General features: G+C 72.4%; 18 protein-coding genes. 10 read left to right on the top strand and 8 right to left on the bottom strand.

Features of this window, described 5'->3' with window-relative positions; all coding sequences use genetic code 11:
- Window positions 1–96 precede the first annotated feature (96 nt).
- From pheA to ACLJPY_RS07630, 3 genes are all read left to right on the top strand, one after another.
- On the top strand, window positions 97–1005 hold the full coding sequence (pheA, locus tag ACLJPY_RS07640; RefSeq protein ID WP_410587306.1) for a prephenate dehydratase: 909 nt from the start codon (window positions 97–99) through the stop codon (window positions 1003–1005).
- On the top strand, window positions 1002–1619 hold the full coding sequence (locus ACLJPY_RS07635; protein WP_410587305.1) for a histidine phosphatase family protein: 618 nt from the start codon (window positions 1002–1004) through the stop codon (window positions 1617–1619). The genes pheA and ACLJPY_RS07635 overlap by 4 nt, the downstream gene beginning before the upstream one ends.
- Before the next feature lie 117 nt (window positions 1620–1736).
- Window positions 1737–2375, top strand: a complete 639-nt coding sequence (locus ACLJPY_RS07630) for a DUF4232 domain-containing protein (protein ID WP_410587617.1) — start codon at window positions 1737–1739, stop codon at window positions 2373–2375.
- A gap of 51 nt (window positions 2376–2426) precedes the next feature.
- Here ACLJPY_RS07630 and ACLJPY_RS07625 read toward each other — a convergent pair whose 3' ends face one another.
- The 4 genes from ACLJPY_RS07625 to ACLJPY_RS07610 all read right to left on the bottom strand — a co-directional run bounded on the left by ACLJPY_RS07625 (window position 2427) and on the right by ACLJPY_RS07610 (window position 5821).
- Window positions 2427–2906 carry a hypothetical protein gene (locus ACLJPY_RS07625; RefSeq protein WP_410587304.1) on the bottom strand — a complete coding sequence of 160 codons (480 nt, stop codon included), beginning with the start codon at window positions 2904–2906 and terminating at the stop codon, window positions 2427–2429.
- A gap of 39 nt (window positions 2907–2945) precedes the next feature.
- Window positions 2946–4211, bottom strand: coding sequence for an MFS transporter (locus ACLJPY_RS07620; protein WP_410587303.1), 1266 nt, complete (start codon window positions 4209–4211; stop codon window positions 2946–2948).
- Window positions 4212–4385: 174 nt separating this feature from the next.
- The gene (locus ACLJPY_RS07615) at window positions 4386–4736 is read right to left on the bottom strand and encodes a metallopeptidase family protein (RefSeq protein WP_410587302.1); all 351 of its coding nucleotides are present in this window, start codon (window positions 4734–4736) and stop codon (window positions 4386–4388) included.
- A complete protein-coding gene (locus tag ACLJPY_RS07610; RefSeq protein WP_410587301.1) occupies window positions 4736–5821 on the bottom strand; it encodes a septum formation family protein in 1086 nt (361 codons plus the stop codon). The genes ACLJPY_RS07615 and ACLJPY_RS07610 overlap by 1 nt, the downstream gene beginning before the upstream one ends.
- A gap of 156 nt (window positions 5822–5977) precedes the next feature.
- Here ACLJPY_RS07610 and ACLJPY_RS07605 point away from each other — a divergent pair, with 156 nt between their 5' ends.
- Genes ACLJPY_RS07605 through ACLJPY_RS07590 form a run of 4 tightly spaced genes read left to right on the top strand, consistent with a single transcriptional unit; the run spans window position 5978 to window position 9108 of the window.
- Window positions 5978–6529 (top strand): hypothetical protein, encoded by a 552-nt coding sequence (locus ACLJPY_RS07605; RefSeq protein ID WP_410587300.1) that lies wholly within the window; start codon window positions 5978–5980, stop codon window positions 6527–6529.
- Window positions 6530–7696, top strand: a complete 1167-nt coding sequence (locus ACLJPY_RS07600; protein ID WP_410587299.1) for a glutathionylspermidine synthase family protein — start codon at window positions 6530–6532, stop codon at window positions 7694–7696.
- A 44-nt stretch (window positions 7697–7740) separates the two neighbouring features.
- Window positions 7741–8193 carry a DUF350 domain-containing protein gene (locus tag ACLJPY_RS07595; RefSeq protein WP_410587298.1) on the top strand — a complete coding sequence of 151 codons (453 nt, stop codon included), beginning with the start codon at window positions 7741–7743 and terminating at the stop codon, window positions 8191–8193.
- 9 nt (window positions 8194–8202) lie between these two features.
- Complete coding sequence (locus ACLJPY_RS07590) at window positions 8203–9108, top strand: haloalkane dehalogenase (protein WP_410587297.1); 906 nt, start codon at window positions 8203–8205, stop codon at window positions 9106–9108.
- A 9-nt stretch (window positions 9109–9117) separates the two neighbouring features.
- Here ACLJPY_RS07590 and ACLJPY_RS07585 read toward each other — a convergent pair whose 3' ends face one another.
- On the bottom strand, window positions 9118–9687 hold the full coding sequence (locus ACLJPY_RS07585) for a TetR/AcrR family transcriptional regulator (RefSeq protein ID WP_410587296.1): 570 nt from the start codon (window positions 9685–9687) through the stop codon (window positions 9118–9120).
- An 88-nt stretch (window positions 9688–9775) separates the two neighbouring features.
- On the opposite strand from ACLJPY_RS07585, the gene ACLJPY_RS07580 reads away from it, so the two are divergent.
- The gene (locus tag ACLJPY_RS07580; protein ID WP_410587295.1) at window positions 9776–10699 is read left to right on the top strand and encodes an NADP-dependent oxidoreductase; all 924 of its coding nucleotides are present in this window, start codon (window positions 9776–9778) and stop codon (window positions 10697–10699) included.
- A 22-nt stretch (window positions 10700–10721) separates the two neighbouring features.
- Here ACLJPY_RS07580 and ACLJPY_RS07575 read toward each other — a convergent pair whose 3' ends face one another.
- Entirely contained in the window at window positions 10722–12014 is a 1293-nt protein-coding gene (locus ACLJPY_RS07575; RefSeq protein ID WP_410587294.1) for an aspartate aminotransferase family protein, read from the bottom strand.
- A 120-nt stretch (window positions 12015–12134) separates the two neighbouring features.
- Here ACLJPY_RS07575 and serS point away from each other — a divergent pair, with 120 nt between their 5' ends.
- Together serS and ACLJPY_RS07565 are read left to right on the top strand one after the other, a co-directional pair.
- Window positions 12135–13394, top strand: coding sequence for a serine--tRNA ligase (serS, locus tag ACLJPY_RS07570; RefSeq protein ID WP_410587293.1), 1260 nt, complete (start codon window positions 12135–12137; stop codon window positions 13392–13394).
- Window positions 13395–13458: 64 nt separating this feature from the next.
- The gene (locus tag ACLJPY_RS07565) at window positions 13459–14460 is read left to right on the top strand and encodes a DUF3558 family protein (protein ID WP_410587292.1); all 1002 of its coding nucleotides are present in this window, start codon (window positions 13459–13461) and stop codon (window positions 14458–14460) included.
- Here the strand turns inward: ACLJPY_RS07565 and lhgO are convergent.
- Window positions 14457–15644 carry an L-2-hydroxyglutarate oxidase gene (gene lhgO, locus ACLJPY_RS07560; protein ID WP_410587291.1) on the bottom strand — a complete coding sequence of 396 codons (1188 nt, stop codon included), beginning with the start codon at window positions 15642–15644 and terminating at the stop codon, window positions 14457–14459. The genes ACLJPY_RS07565 and lhgO overlap by 4 nt on opposite strands.
- Window positions 15645–15761: 117 nt before the next feature.
- Entirely contained in the window at window positions 15762–18872 is a 3111-nt protein-coding gene (locus ACLJPY_RS07555) for a BTAD domain-containing putative transcriptional regulator (RefSeq protein WP_410587290.1), read from the bottom strand.
- Window positions 18873–18928: the final 56 nt, after the last annotated feature.

The following is an 18928-nucleotide window of genomic DNA, read 5'->3' as shown; positions in this document are numbered from 1 at the left end:
GCTCAGCATCGCAAAAAATGCCACCCGGCGTAACCGGTTCCCGTACCGGCTGTCCGAGTGAATGTCGCCACGGCCGGGCCCCGTAGCCTGGGTGCTGTGTCACGGATCGCATACTTCGGCCCCCGAGGGACCTTCACCGAACAGGCCGCGCGGGTGCTCGCCGCCGGCGAAGAACTGATCCCGGTCGAGACCGTGCGGCTGGCGATGACCGCCGTCCGCGAGGGCGAGGCGGACGCGGCGTGCGTCCCCATCGAGAACTCCGTCGAGGGCGTGGTGCCCGCCACGCTCGACGCGCTCAGCGAGTCGACCCCGCTGGTCGCCGTCGCCGAGACCATCCTGCCGATCCACTTCAGCGTGCTGACCCGGCCCGGCACCGGCGAGATCCGGACCGTCGCCAGCCACCCGCACGCGCTGGCGCAGGTCCGCGAGTGGCTCGAGGCGAACCTGCCGGGCGCGCACGCGGTGGCGTCGTCGTCGACTTCGGCCGCCGCGGTCGGCGTGCTGGCGGGCGACTTCGACGCGGCGGTCTGCGCGCCGGTCGCCGTCGAGCACTACGACCTCGAGGTGCTGGCCACCGAGGTCGCCGACGTCACCGACGCGGCGACGCGGTTCCTGCTGGTCCGCCCACCCGGCGACCTGCCGGAGCCGACGGGCGCGGACCGGACGTCCGTGGTCGCCGCGGCCGCGAACCGCACCGGCACGCTCGCCGAACTGCTCACCGAGCTGGCCGGCCGCGGCATCAACCTGACCCGCCTGGACGCCCGCCCGACGCGCAGCAACTTCGGCGAGTACCGCTTCTTCATCGACTTCGAGGGCCACGTCGCCGAGCCGCGGGTCCTCGACGCGCTGGCGGCCCTGCGCCGGCGCTGCCGCAACCTGCGGTTCCTCGGTTCGCACCCGCGGGCCGACGGGACCCGCACCACGATCGAGCCCGGCTTCGGCAACGACGACTTCGTCGACGCGGCCGTGTGGGCCGACGCGGTCCGCAAGGGGGACTCCGCGTGAGGCTGCTGCTCATCCGCCACGGGCAGACCGACGGGAACGTCCGCGGTGCGCTGGACACCGCTCTGCCCGGGCCGCCGTTGACGGACCTGGGGCGTTCGCAGGCCGATGACCTCGCGGCGCGGCTGGCGGGCGAGCCGATCGTCGCGGTCTACGCGTCGCAGGCGACCCGCGCCCAGCAGACGGCGGCGCCGCTGGCCGCGCAGTTCTCGCTGGACGTGCAGGTCGTCGACGGCGTCCACGAGGTCGTCGCGGGTGATCTGGAAGGCGCGACGGACCACGCGTCGATCCGCACCTACATGGAGACGGTCCGGCGGTGGACGCTCGGCGAGCTGGCGCCGTCGCTGCCCGGCGGCGAGAGCGGCACGAGCGTGCGCACCCGGATGCTGGACGCGGTCGGGCGGCTGCGCGCCAAGCACGAGCAGGCCGACCCCGACGGCGTGGTCGCACTGGTCAGCCACGGCGGCGCGATCCGGCTGGCCGCCGAGTGGCTGGCGCCGAACGTCCACGCGGACGTGGCCAACGCGGCGCTGATCCCGAACACGGGTCTGGTGGAGCTGGCGGCCCGGCCGGAGGGCGAGTGGCGCTGCCTGACTTGGGTTGACACCCCGCTCTGATCGTCACGAAAGTGTGATCCTGTCACGTTTGAGACACGGTCTGTGGGGAATTTACGAGGGCAGCCAACCCGCCCGCGACCCGGTACGTCTACCCAGTAGCACCACACCAGGGAGGCGATTGACATGAAGCTTTCACGGTTGATCCCGGTCGTCGCGGCTTCGGCCGGCGTTCTCGCGCTTTCCGCCTGCGGGAGCGGCGGCACCACGAACGCGGCGAGCAGCTCGACGCCGTCCAGCTCGGAGCCGACGGCCACCACCACGGTCACCACCGCCACGTCGAGCCCCGCCTCGACGACACCGGCCGCACCGCCGGCCGCCCAACCGGCGGACAACGGGTTGTGCAAGGCCGGGGACGTCAAGCTTTCGCTGGGCCAGGGCGACTCGGGGGCCGGCTCGACGTTCCGGCCGCTGCTGATCAAGAACACCAGCTCGAAGCCCTGCACCATCCAGGGCTTCCCCGGGGTGTCTTACGTGGCCGGTGCGGACGGGCACCAGGTCGGCAAGGACGCCTTCCGCGAAGGCACCAAGGGCAACGCCGTCAAGCTGAACCCGGGCCAGACCGCGGCCGCCGACATCCAGTTCGTCAACGTGCACAACTTCGACCCGGGCACCTGCCAGCCGACGCCGGTCAAGGGCCTGCGCATCTACCTGCCCCAGGAGACCGCGTCGAACTTCGTGCCCGACGAAGGCACCGGCTGCGCCGGCACGAAGATCCCCGGCAACCAGCTCTCGGTGAAGACCGTCCACACGGCCTGACCCGGACCCCGCCCCGCCGCCACCCTCAGCCGACGGGCTTCGCCCGGCTGGTCAGATCCGCCCACACGCCTCTTTGGCCTCGGTCAGGTGCCGTTGACCGGAGATGTCGTTGAAGTGCAGGCTGAGCACCATCCGGCTGACGCCGTCGATGTGGTCGGCCAGCGGCTGGTAGTTCGCGTTGACCTGCGCGGCGGCCGCGGCCAGCTCGCGCGCCGCCACCATCCGGTGCAGGCGTTCGGGGCTGAGCCCGGGCGTCAGCGCCGGCTGCGCGTCGCGGCTCGTGTCGGGCAGCTCGCCCACCCGGTCGAGCGCCTGGCACGCCGCGACGGCGTCGTCGAGCGCGCCGGCGTGCACTCCGGACAGTCCCCACAGGAGCCCGAGCACGCTCGCGCCCAGCACGAACCCGGCCACCGCGCACAGCACCGGCAACCGGCGTGACGGCGGAGCGGCGGACTCGGCTTCGGACTCGGGCGAAGACTCGTCGAAGTCGGGGCCGGCGTCGGTGCCGGTTCCCGGGTCCACGGTGCGCATAGCTGCCTCCTCACCACCTGGGTGAGGAGCTATTCCAGCTCACATTCCCGGTTCGTGGTGCGTCAGCGCCGCGGCTGAGTCCGATTCGTCACCGAGGGACGACCGCCGCAGCGCGCCGAACGCGAACCCGGCGACCACCAGCATCGCCACCCCGGACACGGCGAACGTCCGCGCGGCCGAGCCGAGCCGCTCGGTCAGCACGCCACCCAGGAGCGCGCCGAGCGGGATCGCGCCCCAGACGACCGTGCGCCACACCCCGAGCACCCGGCCGAGCAGCTCGCCGGGCACGAGCGTGTGCCGGGCCGTCGCGAGCACGACGTTCACCGCCACCACCGCGGCCGCGAACAGGCCGAACAGCGCCGCGCCCGCGACCGGCGAGCGCACCAGGCCCATCCCGCCGAACCCGAGTCCGCAGCAGACGATGCCGCCCACGACAACGGGAAGCCGCCCGGTCGCCCGCACCAGCCGCGGGGCGACGCCCGCGCCGAGCAGGCCGCCGATCCCGCCGACGAATGCGAACAGCCCGAAGGTGGCGTCGGACAGGTGGAGGTCCTCCAGCGCGTACAGCACCAGCTGCGCCTGTGCGAGCTCGCTGACCAGGCTGAGCAGCCCGGCCACGACGACCAGCCGCAGCAGCAGGCGGTGCCCGCGCAGCCAGCGCAGGCCGTCGGCGAGCTCGGTGCGGAGTTTCGCCGGCTCGACCGGCGTCTCGGCCTGGCCGCGGTAGGTGCCGGCCAGCCCGAGCAGCACCGCGGCGGCGATCGCGAAACCGGCCGAGTTGAGGATGAAGGGGAAGGCGGCGAAAAGGGCGAAGGTCAGGCTGCCGACCGGGCCGCCGAGGAACGTCTGACCGACGATCTCGCAGGCCTGCAGCTTGCTGTTGGCCGCGTCGAGCGAACCGCCGCCGACGACCGCCGGGACCAGCGCGTTCGCCGCGCTGTCCGCGATCGTCTCCGCCGTCCCGATGATCAGCGCGACCAGGTAGACCAGCCAGATCGTCATGCCACCGACGGCGACGAGCACGGCCAGCACCCCGACGGCGGCGGCGCGGGCGGTGTTGGCGACGATCATCGCGCGCCGCCGGTCGATCCGGTCGACCAGCGCGCCGGCGACCGCGGCGAACAGCAGCCAGGGCAGGAACTGGGTGGCGGACAACCCGGCGATGAGCACGGGATCGCGGGTCAGCGTCGTGGCCAGCAGGGGCAGGGCCACCTTGCCGATGCCGTCCCCCAGGTGGGACGCCGCGCTCGACGTCAGCAGCCACCTGAGTCTTCGGCCGCCTCCGTCGGTCCGGGCTTCGTCCACGGTGTCTCCCCCGCACGGAATAGAAGTCACCCCCACGACTGCGTACGAGGATAACCGGCGGTGATGGCTGCGCGTGGTCACGTTGTCACTACTCGTGAATCTCGTGCCGGTTTTCCGCCGACGGCACGGAAACCGGTGGCAACCGGCGCTGCGGCGGGGGAATCCGTGCCGGAATCAGCCCCAGCCGAGTTCGTGCAGCCGGGCGTCGTCGATGCCGAAGTGGTGCCCCAGCTCGTGCACGACGGTGACGAGGACCTCCTCGACGACTTCGTCCTCGTCCTCGCACATGGCCAGGATCGGCTGCCGGTAGATCGAGATCCGGTCGGGCAGCACCCCGCCGTAGGACGACGTCCGCTCGGTCAGCGCGATCCCGTGGTAGAGCCCGAGGATGTCCGGCGCCTCGTCGTTGAACTCCTCGACGAGCACGACGACGTTGTCCATCGCGCGCGCGAACTCGGGCGGCACCTCGTCCAAGGCCTCGGAGACCAGCTCTTCGAACCGCTCGCGGCTCATCTCGACGGGCATCAGCCGCTCTTCTTCGTCGACGGCGCAGCGGAGCTCGACGACGGGGCCGAGTTCGACGACGCCGGGGCCGAGTTCGACGCCGGGGCCGAGGTCGCCGTGTTCGGGCCCCCGCCACCGTCCGCCGGCGGGCCGCCGTCCTGGGGCTGGCCGCCGTCCGGGCCGGCCGGGGCGGCCTTGATGCTGCCGGTCACCGCCTGCAGCCCGCTCTTGTCGGGCAGCGCCGACGCCACCTTGCAGTTGACCTTGGTCGAACCGGCGTCCCAGCTCTCCTGCTCCCGCAGGTCCCAGGTCAGGATCAGCTTCTTCGCGTCGAGGTCGGCGCCGCCGGTGTAGTCGGCCGCCGCCTTCGTGCACTCGGTGTCGAGCCAGGCCTTCTGGTTGTCCTGGGCGGGGTAGCCGTCCTTGAACTGCGTCTTGAGGTCGAGGGTGGCGATGATCTCGTAGGAGTGCAGCTTCGCGCAGTCGATCGGATCGCCGACGCCCTTGCCGAGCAGCGCCAGGCAGGTGCCCGGTTCGAAGACCAGCGACTGGTCCTGGTCCTTGGCCGGCCCGGTCGTCGGCAGCAGCTTGCCGCCGGGGCCGGCCCACTGCAGGCCGCACCGCAGCTGGCGGTCGCCGTCCTCCCACTGCGACGGCGTCGGGCGGAGCAGGTTCGTCGTGAGCTTGCCGTAGGGGTCGAGCTTGTGCCCGAGGTAGGGCTTCACGTCCGCGGTGCACTTCTGCTGCGCGATCTGCTGCCACTGGTCCAGCGACGGGACGGGCGCGCCCGCTGGGTACTGCGCGCCGATGTCCACGAGCGTCGTCACCTCGAACAGGTGCGGCTGGGTGCAGGCCACCTTGTGCGCGTCGCTGGCGTCCGGGTTGTCCCAGGTCAGGCAGCTGCCCGGCGGGGAGTGGAACGCCTCCTGGGCCGCCGGGGACAGCTTGCCGGCCCCGCCGCCCGCACCGCCGGCGACACCGTCGCTCCACGAGAACACGACGCTGAGCGCGAGCGCGATGAGCGCGCCCGCGAAGATCCCGCCCATCACGACGCGGGTGCGCAGCGTCTGGGTGGCGGTGGGGAACCGATCGGCGCTGGGAGACATCGCAGTCCATGATGCCCGCGCCGCGCATGACGTGCGCGACCTAGGGTGGTTAGGGTGGGTCACGGTTTCGTGGTGGCCGGTGATTACGGAGCGCACATGACGCAGGACAGCAACACTGGGGACCAGCCGCCCCCCGAGCCGCCGAAGCGCGGCTCCATGAGATTTCAGGACTCGAACACCCGTCCCAAGCAGCCCTCGGTCGCGGAGCAGCGCGCGCGTCAGCAGGCGCTCGTGCAGGAGGAACGGGACGAAGAGCTCGCCCGTCAGGCCGACGCCAAGGCGGCGACCCGGCGCAAGATCCTGATCGGCAGCGGCGTCACGGTCGGGCTCGTCGGCCTGGTCGCGACGTTCTACACGGTCGCCAGGCCGGAGGGCTCGGTCACCGCCGTCTGCACCGACTCGAACGGTGTCGTCCAGAACGACGACTACTGCGACGACACGTACGTCAGCAGCCACGGCGGGTACCACAGCGGTGGCTTCCTGTTCCTGCCGATCCCGGGCGGCGGCTACAACAGCTACCGCTACAACTACGGCGGTACCGGGGTCATCGGGCAGCGGGTGAGCGGCGGTTCGTACGACGCGCCCTCCTCGCGGACCAGCGTCAACACGAAGTCCGGCAAGTCCGTCCAGCGCGGCGGCTTCGGCATCAGCGGCAAGAGCGGCAGCACCGGGGGCACCGGCGGCAGCGGCAAGAGCGGGGGATCGTAGGTGTACCGGGACCGGCGTGAGCCGCGGCGCGACTGGCAGCGGATCGTCGAAGAGCAGGGGCTCGTCTACGGCACGCCGGCCCGCGACGCCGGCGGGCGGATGCGGCCCTACTGGGACGAGTCCGTGCACTACGTCTTCGACATGGACGAGGTCCTCTCGCTCGAGGCGGACGTCGAACTGCTGCACTCCATGTGCCTGGAGGCCGTCGACAACGTCGTGACCACCGAGGGCTACCAGCGGTTCGGCATCCCCGAGTGGGTCTGGCCGCACATCGCCGAGTCGTGGAAGCGGCAGGACCCGCACGTCTACGGCCGGTTCGACCTGCGCTACGACGGCAAGTCGCCGGCCAAGCTGCTGGAGTACAACGCGGACACGCCCACCACGCTGCTGGAGGCGTCGCTGCTGCAGTGGCACTGGAAGACCGACGTCTTCCCGGACGACGACCAGTGGAACTCCATCCACGAGAAGCTGGTCGAGCGGTGGTCGCTGCTGCGGGACAAGCTGCCGTCCAACGAACTGCACTTCACCTGGTCGGCGGCCGACCCGTCCGGCGAGGACAACGTCACGACGGCGTACCTGCAGGAGACGGCGGCCGAGGCCGGGCTCGACACGGTGGGCCTGGCGATCGAGGAGATCGGCTGGGACCCGGTGCTCAAGCGGTTCGTCGACCTCGAAGAGGCGCAGATGGCGACCGTGCTGAAGCTGTACCCGTGGGAGTGGGTGGTCGACGAGGAGTTCGGCCGCCACGCCGTCGAGTCGCTGCCGCGGACGCTGTGGATCGAGCCGCTCTGGAAGATGATCCTCTCCAACAAGACGCTGCTGGCGATCCTGTGGGAGAACTACCCGGGCCACCCGAACCTGCTGCCCGCGTTCGCCGACGACCCGGGCATCCTCACCGAGTACGTCCGCAAGCCGAAGCTGGGCCGCGAGGGCGCGAACGTCCAGATCGTCGCGACCGGCTACGAGACCCAGACCGACGGCGTCTACGGCGCGGAAGGGTTCGTCTACCAGGCGTTCGACCCGCTGCCCGAGTTCGACGGCTACCGGCCGGCGCTGGGCGCGTGGATCGTCGGCGACAGCTCCGCGGGCCTGGGCATCCGCGAGACCGGCGGCTTGGTGACCGACGACGGTGCCGCATTCGTCCCACATCGCATCCCCGAAGCGTGATAGAACACCGTCGCTGATCAGCTCTTTCCACCTGGGAGAAACTCGTGACCTCGACCCTTGCGCTGTCCGACACGTTCGGCTCCGACCTCGTGCGGGGGATCGGCGCGATCCTGCTGTACGGCGTCATCGGCCTGCTGCTGATGTTCGCCGGCTTCTGGGCGATCGACTGGACCACGCCGGGCAAGCTGTCGAAGCTGGTGACGCGGGGCCTGCCGAACGCGGTGATCGTGACGGCGTCCGGGCTCCTCGCGATGTCGTTCATCGTCGTCGTGGCGATCTTCAACTCGGCGAGCGACCTGACCGAGGGCCTGATCACGTCGCTGGTCTACGGCCTGCTCGGGATCGCCGTCCAGGTGATCGGGATCCGACTGCTGGAGTGGGCGACCCGCATCGACGTGGCCTCGACGATCGAGAGCGAGAAGTTCGCCCCGGTGAGCATCGTGGTGGCGGCGGCGCACATCGGCCTGGGCCTCGTGGTGGCGGTCGGCATCTCCTAACGTGGGGTCGTGCGCCTGCTGAGGACACCGGACGACCGGTTCACCGACCTGCCCGACTTCCCCTACGAGCCGCGTTACGCCGAGCTGGCGGACCCGGACGGCGGCCGCTTCAGAGTGGGGTACGTCGAGGCGGGCCCGGCGGACGGCCCGGTCGTGCTCCTGCTGCACGGCGAGCCGAGCTGGTCGTTCCTGTACCGCAAGGTGCTGCCGGTGCTGGCGTCGGCGGGCCTGCGCGCGATCGCGCCGGACCTGGTCGGGTTCGGGCGGTCCGACAAGCCGGCCGACGTGGCCGACCACAGCTACGCCCGGCACGTGGAGTGGATGCGCGAGTTCGCCTTCGACGCGCTGGACCTGCGCGAAGTGACGCTGGTCGGGCAGGACTGGGGCGGTCTGATCGGGCTGCGGCTGGTGGCGGAGAACCCGGCGCGGTTCGCGCGGGTGGTCGCGGCCAACACCGGCCTCCCCACCGGCGACGTCGACATGCCGCCGCAGTGGCACGCCTTCCGCTCGGCCGTCGCAAAGGCGCCGGTGCTGGACGTCGGGCGGTTCGTGCAGTCGGGCTGCCGTTCCCGGCTGCCGGACGCGGTCCGGGCGGCGTACGACGCGCCGTTCCCGGACGAGTCGTACAAGGCGGGACCGCGGGCGATGCCGTCGCTGGTGCCCTACCGGCCGGACGACCCGGCGTCCGCGGCCAACCGCGAGGCGTGGCAGACGCTGACCGAGCTGGACATCCCGTTCCTGGTGGCGTTCTCCGACAGCGACCCGATCACGGGCGGGATGGCCCCGGTGCTCCGCCGGGCCATGCGCGGCGCGCAGGGTCCGGACCACCCGGTGATCGCGCGAGCGGGCCACTTCCTGCAGGAGGACGCGGGCGAGGAACTGGCCGGGCACGTGGTGCGGTTCGTCCGGGGCTGAGCCGCGGGCTCAGGCCGGCCGGAGCCCGTCCATCAGCAGGTTCAGCAGGCGGCCGGCCTTGGCGGCCTGTTCGGGCGGGGGCGCCACGGTGAAGATGCCGATGAGGGCGGCGGCGATGTCTTCGGCGGTGACGTCGCCGCGGAGGTCGCCCGCCGCGGCGCCGGCGTCGAGGATCGTGGTGATGGCCGCCAGCAGCTCGGCCCGGGTCTGGCCGTGGGCGATCTCGCCCGCCTCGATCATCGCGAGCAGCGTGTCGAGCATGCCGTTCTTGGTCGCGATCCAGTCGCCGAACAAGTCCATCCAGTGCCGCATCGCCGCCGCCGGCGCCAGCCGGCCGAGCAGCTCGCGGGCGCCGGCCGTCAGCCGGCCGACCTGGTCCCGGTAGACCGCGTCGACCAGCGCCTCGCGGGTCGGGAAGTGCCGGTACAGCGTGGCGATGCCGACCCCGGCTTCACGGGCGATCGCCCGCATCGACGGCTCGGCGTCCGCCGACACGAACACGCGAGTCGCCACGGCGAGCAGCTGGCCGCGGTTGCGGGCCGCGTCCGCCCGCGGCGCGCGCCCCTCCAGCTCAGTCAAAACGGATCACGCTCCGGTTGTGCTACGGTCGTCCATGGAAACGGAGCATAGTCCGTTTCGCTGCGTTGCCGAGGTCGAGGAGACAGGTATGAGCAGGGCGGTCCGGCTGGCGTCGTTCGGCGGTCCCGAAGTCCTGGCCGTCCGGGAGGTTCCCGTGCCGGAGGCGGGCCCGGGACAGGTCCGGGTGCGGGTCACCGCGGCCGGCCTCAACCCGATGGACTGGATCATGACGGCCGACGCGGACACCGCCGCCCGGTTCGGCCTGAGCCTCCCGGCCGGGTTCGGGACCGACTTCGCGGGCGTGGTCGACGAGGTCGGCGCGGGGGTGACCGGCTTGTCCGCGGGCGACCGGGTGTTCGGCGGCGCCCTGTCCCGCGCGGTCGCCGACTTCGTGGTGGTCGACGCGGCCGGGGAGATCGCGGCGAACGAAGTCCACCGCACCCCCGACGGCGTCGACGACCGCACGGCCGCCACGCTTTCGATCGGCGGCCGCACGGCGTCGGCCGCCCTCGCCGTGCTGGACCCCGGCCCGGACGACACCGTGCTGATCGGCGGCGCGGGCGGCGGGGTCGGCGTGTTCGCCGTCCAGCTGGCCCGGCTCGCGGGCGCGCGCGTGCTCGGGACGGGGTCGGCGGGCTCGGCCGACTTCCTGCGCGAACTCGGCGCCGAGCCGGTCGCCTACGGCGACGGCCTGGCCGACCGGGTCCGGGCGCTGGCTCCCGGCGGCGTCACCGCCGCCCTCGACCTGCACGGGACGGAGACGGTGCAGGCCGCACGGGAACTCGGTGTCCCCGACGACCGCATCTGCACCATCGCCGCGCTGGTCGACGGGGTGCCCGGGGCCAACGGCGCGAACGCCGCGCCCGGCGCGCTGGACGAGCTCGCGCGCCTGGTCGCGGCGGACCGGCTCCGGGTGCCGATCGCGGCGAGCTACCCGCTCGAGCAGATCCGGAGCGCGGCCGAACGCCAGGCCGGGCGGCACGTGCAGGGCAAGATCGTCATCGACCTCTAGACCGACGCCGTCGTGGGCTCGCTCAGGTCAGCGCCGCGTGCGTGGCCGCGAGCGAGTCCACGAGGATGTCCAGGCCCTCCTGGGCTTCGTCCGCCGTCAGCGTCATCGGCGGTCCGAGCCGCAGCACGTTCCCGTGCAGGCCGCCCTTGCCGATCAGCAGCCCGCGCTTCTTCGTCTCCTCCAGCATCCGCGCCGCCGCCGGGACGTTCGGTTCCGTCGTGCCCGGCTTGATCAGCTCCACCCCGATCATCAGCCCCTTGCCGCGCACCTCCGCCACCAGCGGCGACCCCGCGGCCCGAAGGCCGGACAGCAGCTGCGCGCCACGGGCCGCGCAGTTGGCCTGCAGGTCGTGGTCGGCGATGTAGTCCAGCACCGCCGTCGCCCCGGCCATCGACACCGGGTTGCCGCCGAACGTCGAGAACGACTGCGCCTGGAAGCAGTCCAGGACGTCCCCGCGGGCCACCACGCCACCGACCGCCAGGCCGTTCCCGAGCCCCTTCGCGAACGTCATCATGTCCGGCGTCACGCCGTGCGCCTCGATGCCCCAGAAGTGCTCGCCGGTGCGACCCCAGCCGGTCTGGACCTCGTCCGAGACGAACAGCACGCCGTAGGAGTCCAGCACCTCCTTCATCGCCCGGAACAGCCCGTCGGGCGGCAGGCTGAACCCGCCAACGCCCTGGATCGGCTCCGCGATCAGGCAGGCCACGTCACCGGCCGTCGCCGTGTCCAGCACGTCGACCAGATCCGCGACGCACGCGTCGATGTACGCCGCATCGGAAAGGTCCCGGAACGGGCTGCGGTAGCGGTAGCCGCCGTGGACGTAGCTGACCTTGACCGGGCTGAGCGCCGAGGCCGACCAGCCGCGGTTGCCGGTGATCGCCACGGTGCCGAACGAGCGCCCGTGGTAGCTGTTGCGCATGGCCAGCACCTGGTTGCTGCGGCGGTACTGCGTTGCCAGCATCAGCGCGGTGTCGTTGGCCTCGCTGCCGGAGTTGGTGAAGAACACCTTGGCGTCCGGGATGTTCGACAGCTTCGCGATCCGCTCGGCCAGCTCGACCTGGGACCGGATCAGGTACAGCGTCGAGGTGTGCAGGATGCCGGTGTCGAGCTGCTTGCGGACCGCGTCGCCGATCTCGGCGACGTCGTAGCCCATGGAGTTCGTCAGCACGCCGGCGAAGAAGTCGAGGTACGTGCGCCCCTGGGAATCGGTCATCCGCCGGTCGTGCGCGTGCACGATCTCGATCGGCTCCTCGTAGAGCAGTGACATCCAGGACGGCATGACAGCGCGGTGCCGGGCGAGCAGCTCATCGGTCATCGGGGGCGCCTCCTCCGTGGTTCCCTGGAGTATGGGGACGCCGTGAACAGCGCTTCAACGATCAGACTGTCGGGATAACCCAGTAGGGACGCACAGTCTGTACGGACTACCCTCTGACCCGTGATTGACCCCAGGACTCTGCGCGATGACCCGGAAGCCGTGCGCGCGTCGCAGCGCGCCCGTGGCGAAGACGAGGGAGTGGTCGACAAGCTGCTTTCCCTCGACACCCGCCGCCGGTCTTCCATCGCGGCCGCGGACAAGCTGCGCAACGAGCAGAAGCTACTGGGCAAGCAGATCCCGAAGGCGCCGCCGGAGGAGAAGCAGCAGCTCCTGGCCACGGCCAAGGACCTCGCCGCGCAGGTCAAGGCGGCCGAGGTGGAGCAGAACACCGCGTCGGAGGAGTTCGACCAGCTCTTCCGGACCGTGCCGAACCTCGTGCACCCGAGCGCGCCGGTCGGCGGCGAAGACGACTTCGCCGTGCTCAAGCACGTCGGCGAGCCGACGAAGTTCGGCTTCACCCCGAAGGACCACCTCGAGCTGCTCGAAGGCCTCGGCGGCGTCGACATGGAACGCGGCGCGAAGGTGTCGGGCTCGCGGTTCTACTTCCTCACCGGCGTCGGCGCGCAGCTGCAGCTCGGCCTGCTCAACATGGCCATCGCCCAAGCGCTCGAAAACGGCTTCACGCCGATGATCACGCCGTCGCTGGTGCGCCCGGAGATCATGGCCGGCACCGGCTTCCTCGGGCAGCACTCGAGCGAGATCTACCACCTCGAGGACGACGACCTCTACCTCGTCGGGACGTCGGAGGTGCCGCTGGCCGGCTTCCACTCCGACGAGATCCTCGACCTCGCCGACGCCAAGCGCTACGCGGGCTGGTCGTCCTGCTACCGCCGCGAGGCCGGCTCGTACGGCAAGGACACCCGCGGCATCATCCGCGTCCACCAGTTCGACAAGGTCGAGATGTTCGTCTACGCCAAGCCGGCCGACGCCGAGGCGGAGCACGAGCGGCTGCTGGGCTGGGAAGAGCAGATGCTCGCGAAGATCGAGGTGCCCTACCGGGTCATCGACACCGCGACCGGCGACCTCGGCACGTCCGCGCACCGCAAGTTCGACTGCGAGGCCTGGATCCCGACCCAGGAGACCTACCGCGAGCTGACCTCGACGTCCAACTGCACGACGTTCCAGGCCCGCCGCCTTTCGGTCCGCTACCGCGACGAGAACGGCAAGCCGCAGATCGCCGCGACGCTCAACGGCACCCTGGCCACCACCCGCTGGATCGTCGCGATCGTCGAGAACCACCAGCAGGAGGACGGCTCGGTCCGCGTGCCCGAGGCGCTGCGCCCGTTCGTCGGCGGCAAGGAAGTCCTGACACCCCGCTGAACCGGGCGGATCCGCGGAGCTGCTCCGTTCGTCCCAGTACAGTCCGGGCCGAACGGGAGGACTCATGCGCATCAAGTGGCAGGCCGTGGCGGCGCTGGCGGCCGTGACCGTGGTGACCGGCTGCACGGCGACCGTCGGCGGCTCGGCGTCGCCGGTGCCCGGCCAGGGCCCGGTCGTCACGGCCGTCGACGCCTGCACGCTGCTCGACGAAGCTCAGGTCGACGCACTCGGCTACCGGTCGCCGGGCCGCTCGGTGCCGGAGAACAAGGAGCGGCTGCAGCCGCCGATGTGCCTGTGGAACTCGAAGGACGACGTCGAGCCGTCGGCCATCCTGAACGTCGGCGTCGCTTCGGACCTGGACTTCAACGAGTACATCTCCGGCGCGCTCAAGAAGTCGCAGCCGCAGCAGCTCGGCGGGCTGAGCTGGACGCAGTACGCCTCGATCCTGCCCGACGACTGCGTGTTCTACACCCTGCTCGGCACCAAGTCGTTCGCCTACGTGAGCGTCTCGGGCGGCAAGCTCGATCGGTCGTGCGAGCTGGCGAAGACGGCGATCCCGCAGGTCGCGGCCCACCTGCCGGGCGGGCAGGACGCCCCGCCGCTCACGCCGTCGACGTCGGCGAAGCCGGAGCCGGGCGGCCCGCTGCTGTCGGTCGACCCGTGCACGATGCTGAAGCCCGACCAGGTGGCCCAGCTGAAGAACATCTCGCCGAACGGCGAGAAGGACACCTCGTCCACGGTGCCGAACGCGTCCTTCTGCCTGTGGGACGACACCGACGGCGACGGCGGCCAGAAGGCGTTCGAGGTCTGGCTCGGCCCCAGCACGCCGGTCGGCGAGTGGCCGGGCGCCAAGAGCGTCACCCCGGCGGAAACCGTCGACGTCGGCGGCCGGAAGTGGGGCCTGTTCCCGAACATGGGCGGCCTGCGGGTCACCTGCGGCGCGACCCTGGCGATCACGGACACGTCGTCGGTGCAGGTGGTCAGCGGCTTCATCGGCGACGACACGAAGACGTGCGACGTCGTGAAGCAGGGTCTGCCGCTGGTGACGGCGAACCTGCCGGGCTAGTCCTTGGCGACCTGGTCGGCGATGTGGCGCGCGATCTCCAGCGCGCTCGTCGCGGCCGGTGACGGTGCGTTCAGGACGTGCACCTGGTCGCGTGCGGTCTCGATGAGGAAGTCGTCGACGAGCGAGCCGTCGCGGCGCATCGCCTGGGCGCGCACGCCGGAACCGTGGCGGACGATGTCGTCTTCGGTGACGGCCGGGACGAGCCGCGCCAGGCTCGCCGCGAAGCGCTTCTTCGAGAACGAGCGGCGGACCTCGTCGAGCCCGGTCGGGAACGCGTACTTGCGCGCGAGCCGCCAGGCGCCGGGGAAGGCCGCGACCTCGGCGACGTCCTTCGCCGAGAAGTCGCGCCAGCGGTAGCCCTCGCGGCGCAGCGCCAGCACGGCGTTCGGGCCGGCGTGCACGCTGCCGTCGAGCATGCGCGTCAAGTGCACGCCGAGGAACGGCAGCGTCGGGTCCGGCACCGGGTAGATCAGGCCCTTGACCAGGTGCCGCCGTTCCGGCTTGAGCTCGTAGTACTCACCGCGGAACGGCACGATCTTCGCCGACGGCGTCAGGCCGGCCAGCCGCGCGACGCGGTCGGAGTGGAGGCCGGCGCAGTTCACCAGCGCGTCGGCCTGGACGACGTCGTCGCCGGTGGCGACCTCGACCCCGCCGTTGCTCCCGGCCCGGATGGCGCGGACCGGGGAGCCGAGCCGGAGGTCGACGCCGGTTTCGTCGAGCAGGCGGACGAGCGCGTGGCAGACGGCCGGGAAGTCGATGATCCCGGTGGATTCGACGCGCAGGGCGGCGACGCAGGCGACCTCGGGCTCGAACTCGCGCGCTTCGGCCGGCGAGATCTGCTTGGCCGGGACGCCGTTGGCCTCGGCGCGTTCGGCGAGGGTGTTCAGCGCGGGGATCTCACGCTCGTCGGTCGCGACGACGAGCTTCCCGCAGACCTCGACGGGCACGCCGTACTGGCGCGCGAAGTCCACGATGGACCGGTTCCCGGCGACGGACATCCGCGCCTTGAAGGAGCCGGGCTTGTAGTACAGGCCGGCGTGGACGACGTTCGAGTTGTGCCCGGTCTGGTGTGCCGCCCACCGGGACTCTTTTTCCAGGACGGTGACGTCCAGCCCGCGCCTGGTCAGCTCCCAGGCCACGGCCAGACCGACGATCCCGCCCCCGACGACTACGACGTTGCGCACGGTCGATCAGGCTACGCGAGCGGGCAAGCCGGCGGTGCGGGGGCTGATCTGCGGGAATCGCCGCGAACAGGCCCGTGAGCTCGGCGGACGGGTCGCGTTCCGGCCCTCGGTCCCGGCCTACCTGTCCGAACTCGGCGACACCTCTCCCTCGATCGAGTGCTCCAGTGCCTTCTGCGCACTCATCTCCAGCCCGGTCCGGTAGGCCCGCTCGAACCCGGCGACCCCGAGCGACTCCACCAGCCGGCCCCGGACGGCCGTGACGTCCGGATCGCCGCTGATGGCCGTGCCCCGGACCGCCGCGGCCGCGCCCAGCAGCACCGCAGCCTGCCCGGGTGCGGCCACACCTGCCAACCCTTCCAGCGCGGACGCCACCACGTCGCCCGCGTGCCACTGCCGTCCGAGCAGCAGCGCGGACCGGTGCAGCCCGGCCGCCTCCGGCGCCCGCCCTTCCGCCAACGCCAGCCGGCCGAGCGAAATCAACGCCGTCGCCCGCACCGACTCCGCCGCGAACGAACCGCCCGCGCACTCCGCCAGCGCGCGCTCGCACAGCTCGCGGGCCGTGGCCAGGTCGCCGGACAGGCGGGCGAGGTTCGCCGAGCCGACGTACGCCGCCGCGCGGGATTCCGGCATGCCGGAGCGGCGGGCCGTGGCCGCGGCCAGCTCGTAGTCCGCGCGGGCCCGGGCGTGGTCGCCGGAGAGCAGGTGGGCCCACGCGCGGCGGCAGATCAGGTCGGCCACGTCGTCGGTCGCGCCGATCTCGTGCATCAGGCCGAGCGCCTCGTCCATCAGCGGCAACGCGGCCGCGTACTCGCCCCGCCAGGTCAGCAGCTGCGACAGGTGGTCCAGCGCCATCGACAGGCCCCACCGCTCGCCCAGCGCGCGGAACTGCGCCGCGCCCTCGCGAAGTCCTTCCTCGGCGCCGGCCAGGTCACCCGACATCATCGACCGCAGGCCCATGCCCATCGGCAGCAGCGCCCAGCTCCAAGCGTCGCCGCTGGCCAGCAAGCCCTCGCCGCGGATGAGGAGCTCCGCGTCGTCGCCCGGCGGACCGGTCACCACGCCCAGCAGCATCACCAGCATCGGGTGCCGTGGCGCCCACGAACCGTCCGTCGCGTAGCGCCGGATCAGGGGCCGGTACTGCTCCAGCGATTCGTGCGGCGGCCCGGCCAGCGCGCCGAGCACGCAGACCAGGAAGTCCTCGGCGTGCTCTTCGCGCACCTCGGGCGAGCACCGCGAAACGACGGCCAGCGAGAGCCCGGCGCCCTCGAACCGCCGTCCGCGCATCCACCAGTACATCGCCAGCAGCGGCACCAGCCGCAGCGCCAGCACGACGTCGTGCTCGGTCGACCAGCGCAACGCGGCCAGGATGTTGTCGTAGTCGGCGTCGATCCGCGCCAGCCAGGCCAGCTGGTCCGCGGTCCGCAGCATCGGGTCCGCTTCCGCGGCGAACCGCAGGAAGTACTCCGCGTGTGCGCGGTGGTACGTCTCCGCCTCACCCGCTTCGGCGAGCTTTTCGGCGCCGAACGCGCGGATCGTCTCCAGCATCCGGAACCGGCCGCCGACGGCTTCGGCCAGCGACTTGTCGGCCAGTTCCGGCAGCAGGTCGACGTCCGCGCCGCAGACCTCGGCGGCGGCCGCGGCGGTCGCGCCGCCGGGGAACACCGTCAGGCGCCGCGCGAGTTCCTTCTCCTCGCCGGTCAGCAGGTCCCAGCTCCACTCGACGACACCGCGCAGCGAGCGGTGCCGGGCTTCGGCCGTCCGGCTGCCGCGGGCCAGCAGCCGGAACCGGTCGTCGAGCCGGGCCGCGATCTCGCCGAGGTCGAGGGTCCGGACGCGGGCCGCGGCCAGCTCCAGGGCCAGCGGCAGGCCGTCGAGGGCCGCGCAGACGTGCTGGACGTCGCCGATCGTCGACTCGTCGAGCGCGAACGCGGGATCGCTCGCGGCCGCGCGGTCGGCGAACAACCGGACGGCCGCGAACTCCCGGGCCCGCGCGGCGGACGTCCCGGGCGGCGGGACGGCCAGCCGCGGCACCGGCGCCAGCTGCTCGCCGGTGATGCCGAGCGGCTCGCGGCTGGTGGCCAGCACCCGCAGCCCCGGGCACGCGGCGAGCAGGCGCGCGGCCAGCCGGGACGCCACGTCGACGACGTGCTCGCAGTTGTCGAGCACCAGCAGCACCGGGCGGTCGCGCAACGCCGGCACGAGCCGCTCGACGGGGTCCTGCGGGCCGCCGCGCGCGCTCTCCCGCAGGCCGAGCGCGGCCAGCACCGCGCCGGCGACGTCGGCGCCGCCGTGCGGGGCGAGCTCGACGAACGCGACCGGGCCGGCCTGGGCCGCGGCGACCTCGACCGCCAGCCGCGTCTTGCCGGCGCCGCCGGGGCCGGTCAGCGTCACGAGCCGGGCGCGGGCCAGCAGCTCCGTCACCTGCCGCAGCTCCTCGTCGCGGCCGACGAAGCTGGTCAGCTGCGCGGGCAACGCCGGCAGCACCGGCTTCCCGGTTTCACCGCGAAGCACCGCCAGGTGGGCCTCGGCGAGTTCGGGACCGGGGTCCGCGCCCAGCTCGTCGGCCAGCGTGCGGCGGGCGTCCTCGAAGACGGCGAGCGCGTCGGCCGGGCGGCCGGCGGCGGCCAGCGCCCGGACCAGCTGCGCGCGCGGCCGTTCCCGCAGCGGCTGCCCGGCGACGGTCTCCCGCAGGCCGGCGAGGACGTCTTCGGCCTGGCCGAGCGCCAGGCGGGCCTCGACGTGGTCGTCGACCGCGTCCGCGCGCAGCTCTTCGAGGCGTGTCGCCTGCGCGGCGGCAAAGGGCGCGTCGGCCAGGTCGGTGAACGCGGGCCCGCGCCACAACGCCAGCGCGTCACCCAGCAGTGCCGCGGCCCGCGCGTGCTCGCCGTTCTTCAGCAGCGCGCGGCCTTCGCGCAGGAGGCGTTCGAAGCAGTGGACGTCCACTTCGTCCGGTGCGACGGCCAGCCGGTACCCGGCCGCGGTGAACTCGACCGGCGCGAGGTCCTTCAGCGCCGTCCGCAGCCGCGACACCTGGGACTGGAGGGCGTTCGCAGCGCCATCGGGCGGGTGCTCCCCGTACACGCCGTCGATCAGCCGCTCGGCCGGGACGAACCGGCCGGCCTCGAGCGCGAGCAGCGCCAGCAGCGCCCGCGACCGCGGGCCGCCCACCGCCGGCTGCGTGCCGTCCGGGCGCCACGCGGCGACGGCCCCCAGCACCCCGAATCGCATGGGACCCAGCGTAGGACGTCCCCGACCTGCGGCGAGCGGCACGCGGGAGGGCGGTT

It is taken from the genome of Amycolatopsis sp. lyj-23, assembly GCF_046549135.1.
Lineage (GTDB): Bacteria > Actinomycetota > Actinomycetes > Mycobacteriales > Pseudonocardiaceae > Amycolatopsis.
This window is presented reverse-complemented; position numbering and strand designations above follow the sequence as displayed.

Coding starts and splice junctions, on each gene's coding strand:
- ACLJPY_RS07610 (WP_410587301.1), bottom strand. CDS start 5,821: ATGTCTCCCAGCGCCGATCGGTTCCCCACCGCCACCCAGACGCTGCGC.
- ACLJPY_RS07565 (WP_410587292.1), top strand. CDS start 13,459: ATGCGCATCAAGTGGCAGGCCGTGGCGGCGCTGGCGGCCGTGACCGTG.
- ACLJPY_RS07615 (WP_410587302.1), bottom strand. CDS start 4,736: ATGCCCGTCGAGATGAGCCGCGAGCGGTTCGAAGAGCTGGTCTCCGAG.
- ACLJPY_RS07605 (WP_410587300.1), top strand. CDS start 5,978: ATGAGATTTCAGGACTCGAACACCCGTCCCAAGCAGCCCTCGGTCGCG.
- ACLJPY_RS07625 (WP_410587304.1), bottom strand. CDS start 2,906: ATGCGCACCGTGGACCCGGGAACCGGCACCGACGCCGGCCCCGACTTC.
- ACLJPY_RS07555 (WP_410587290.1), bottom strand. CDS start 18,872: ATGCGATTCGGGGTGCTGGGGGCCGTCGCCGCGTGGCGCCCGGACGGC.
- ACLJPY_RS07580 (WP_410587295.1), top strand. CDS start 9,776: ATGAGCAGGGCGGTCCGGCTGGCGTCGTTCGGCGGTCCCGAAGTCCTG.
- ACLJPY_RS07575 (WP_410587294.1), bottom strand. CDS start 12,014: ATGACCGATGAGCTGCTCGCCCGGCACCGCGCTGTCATGCCGTCCTGG.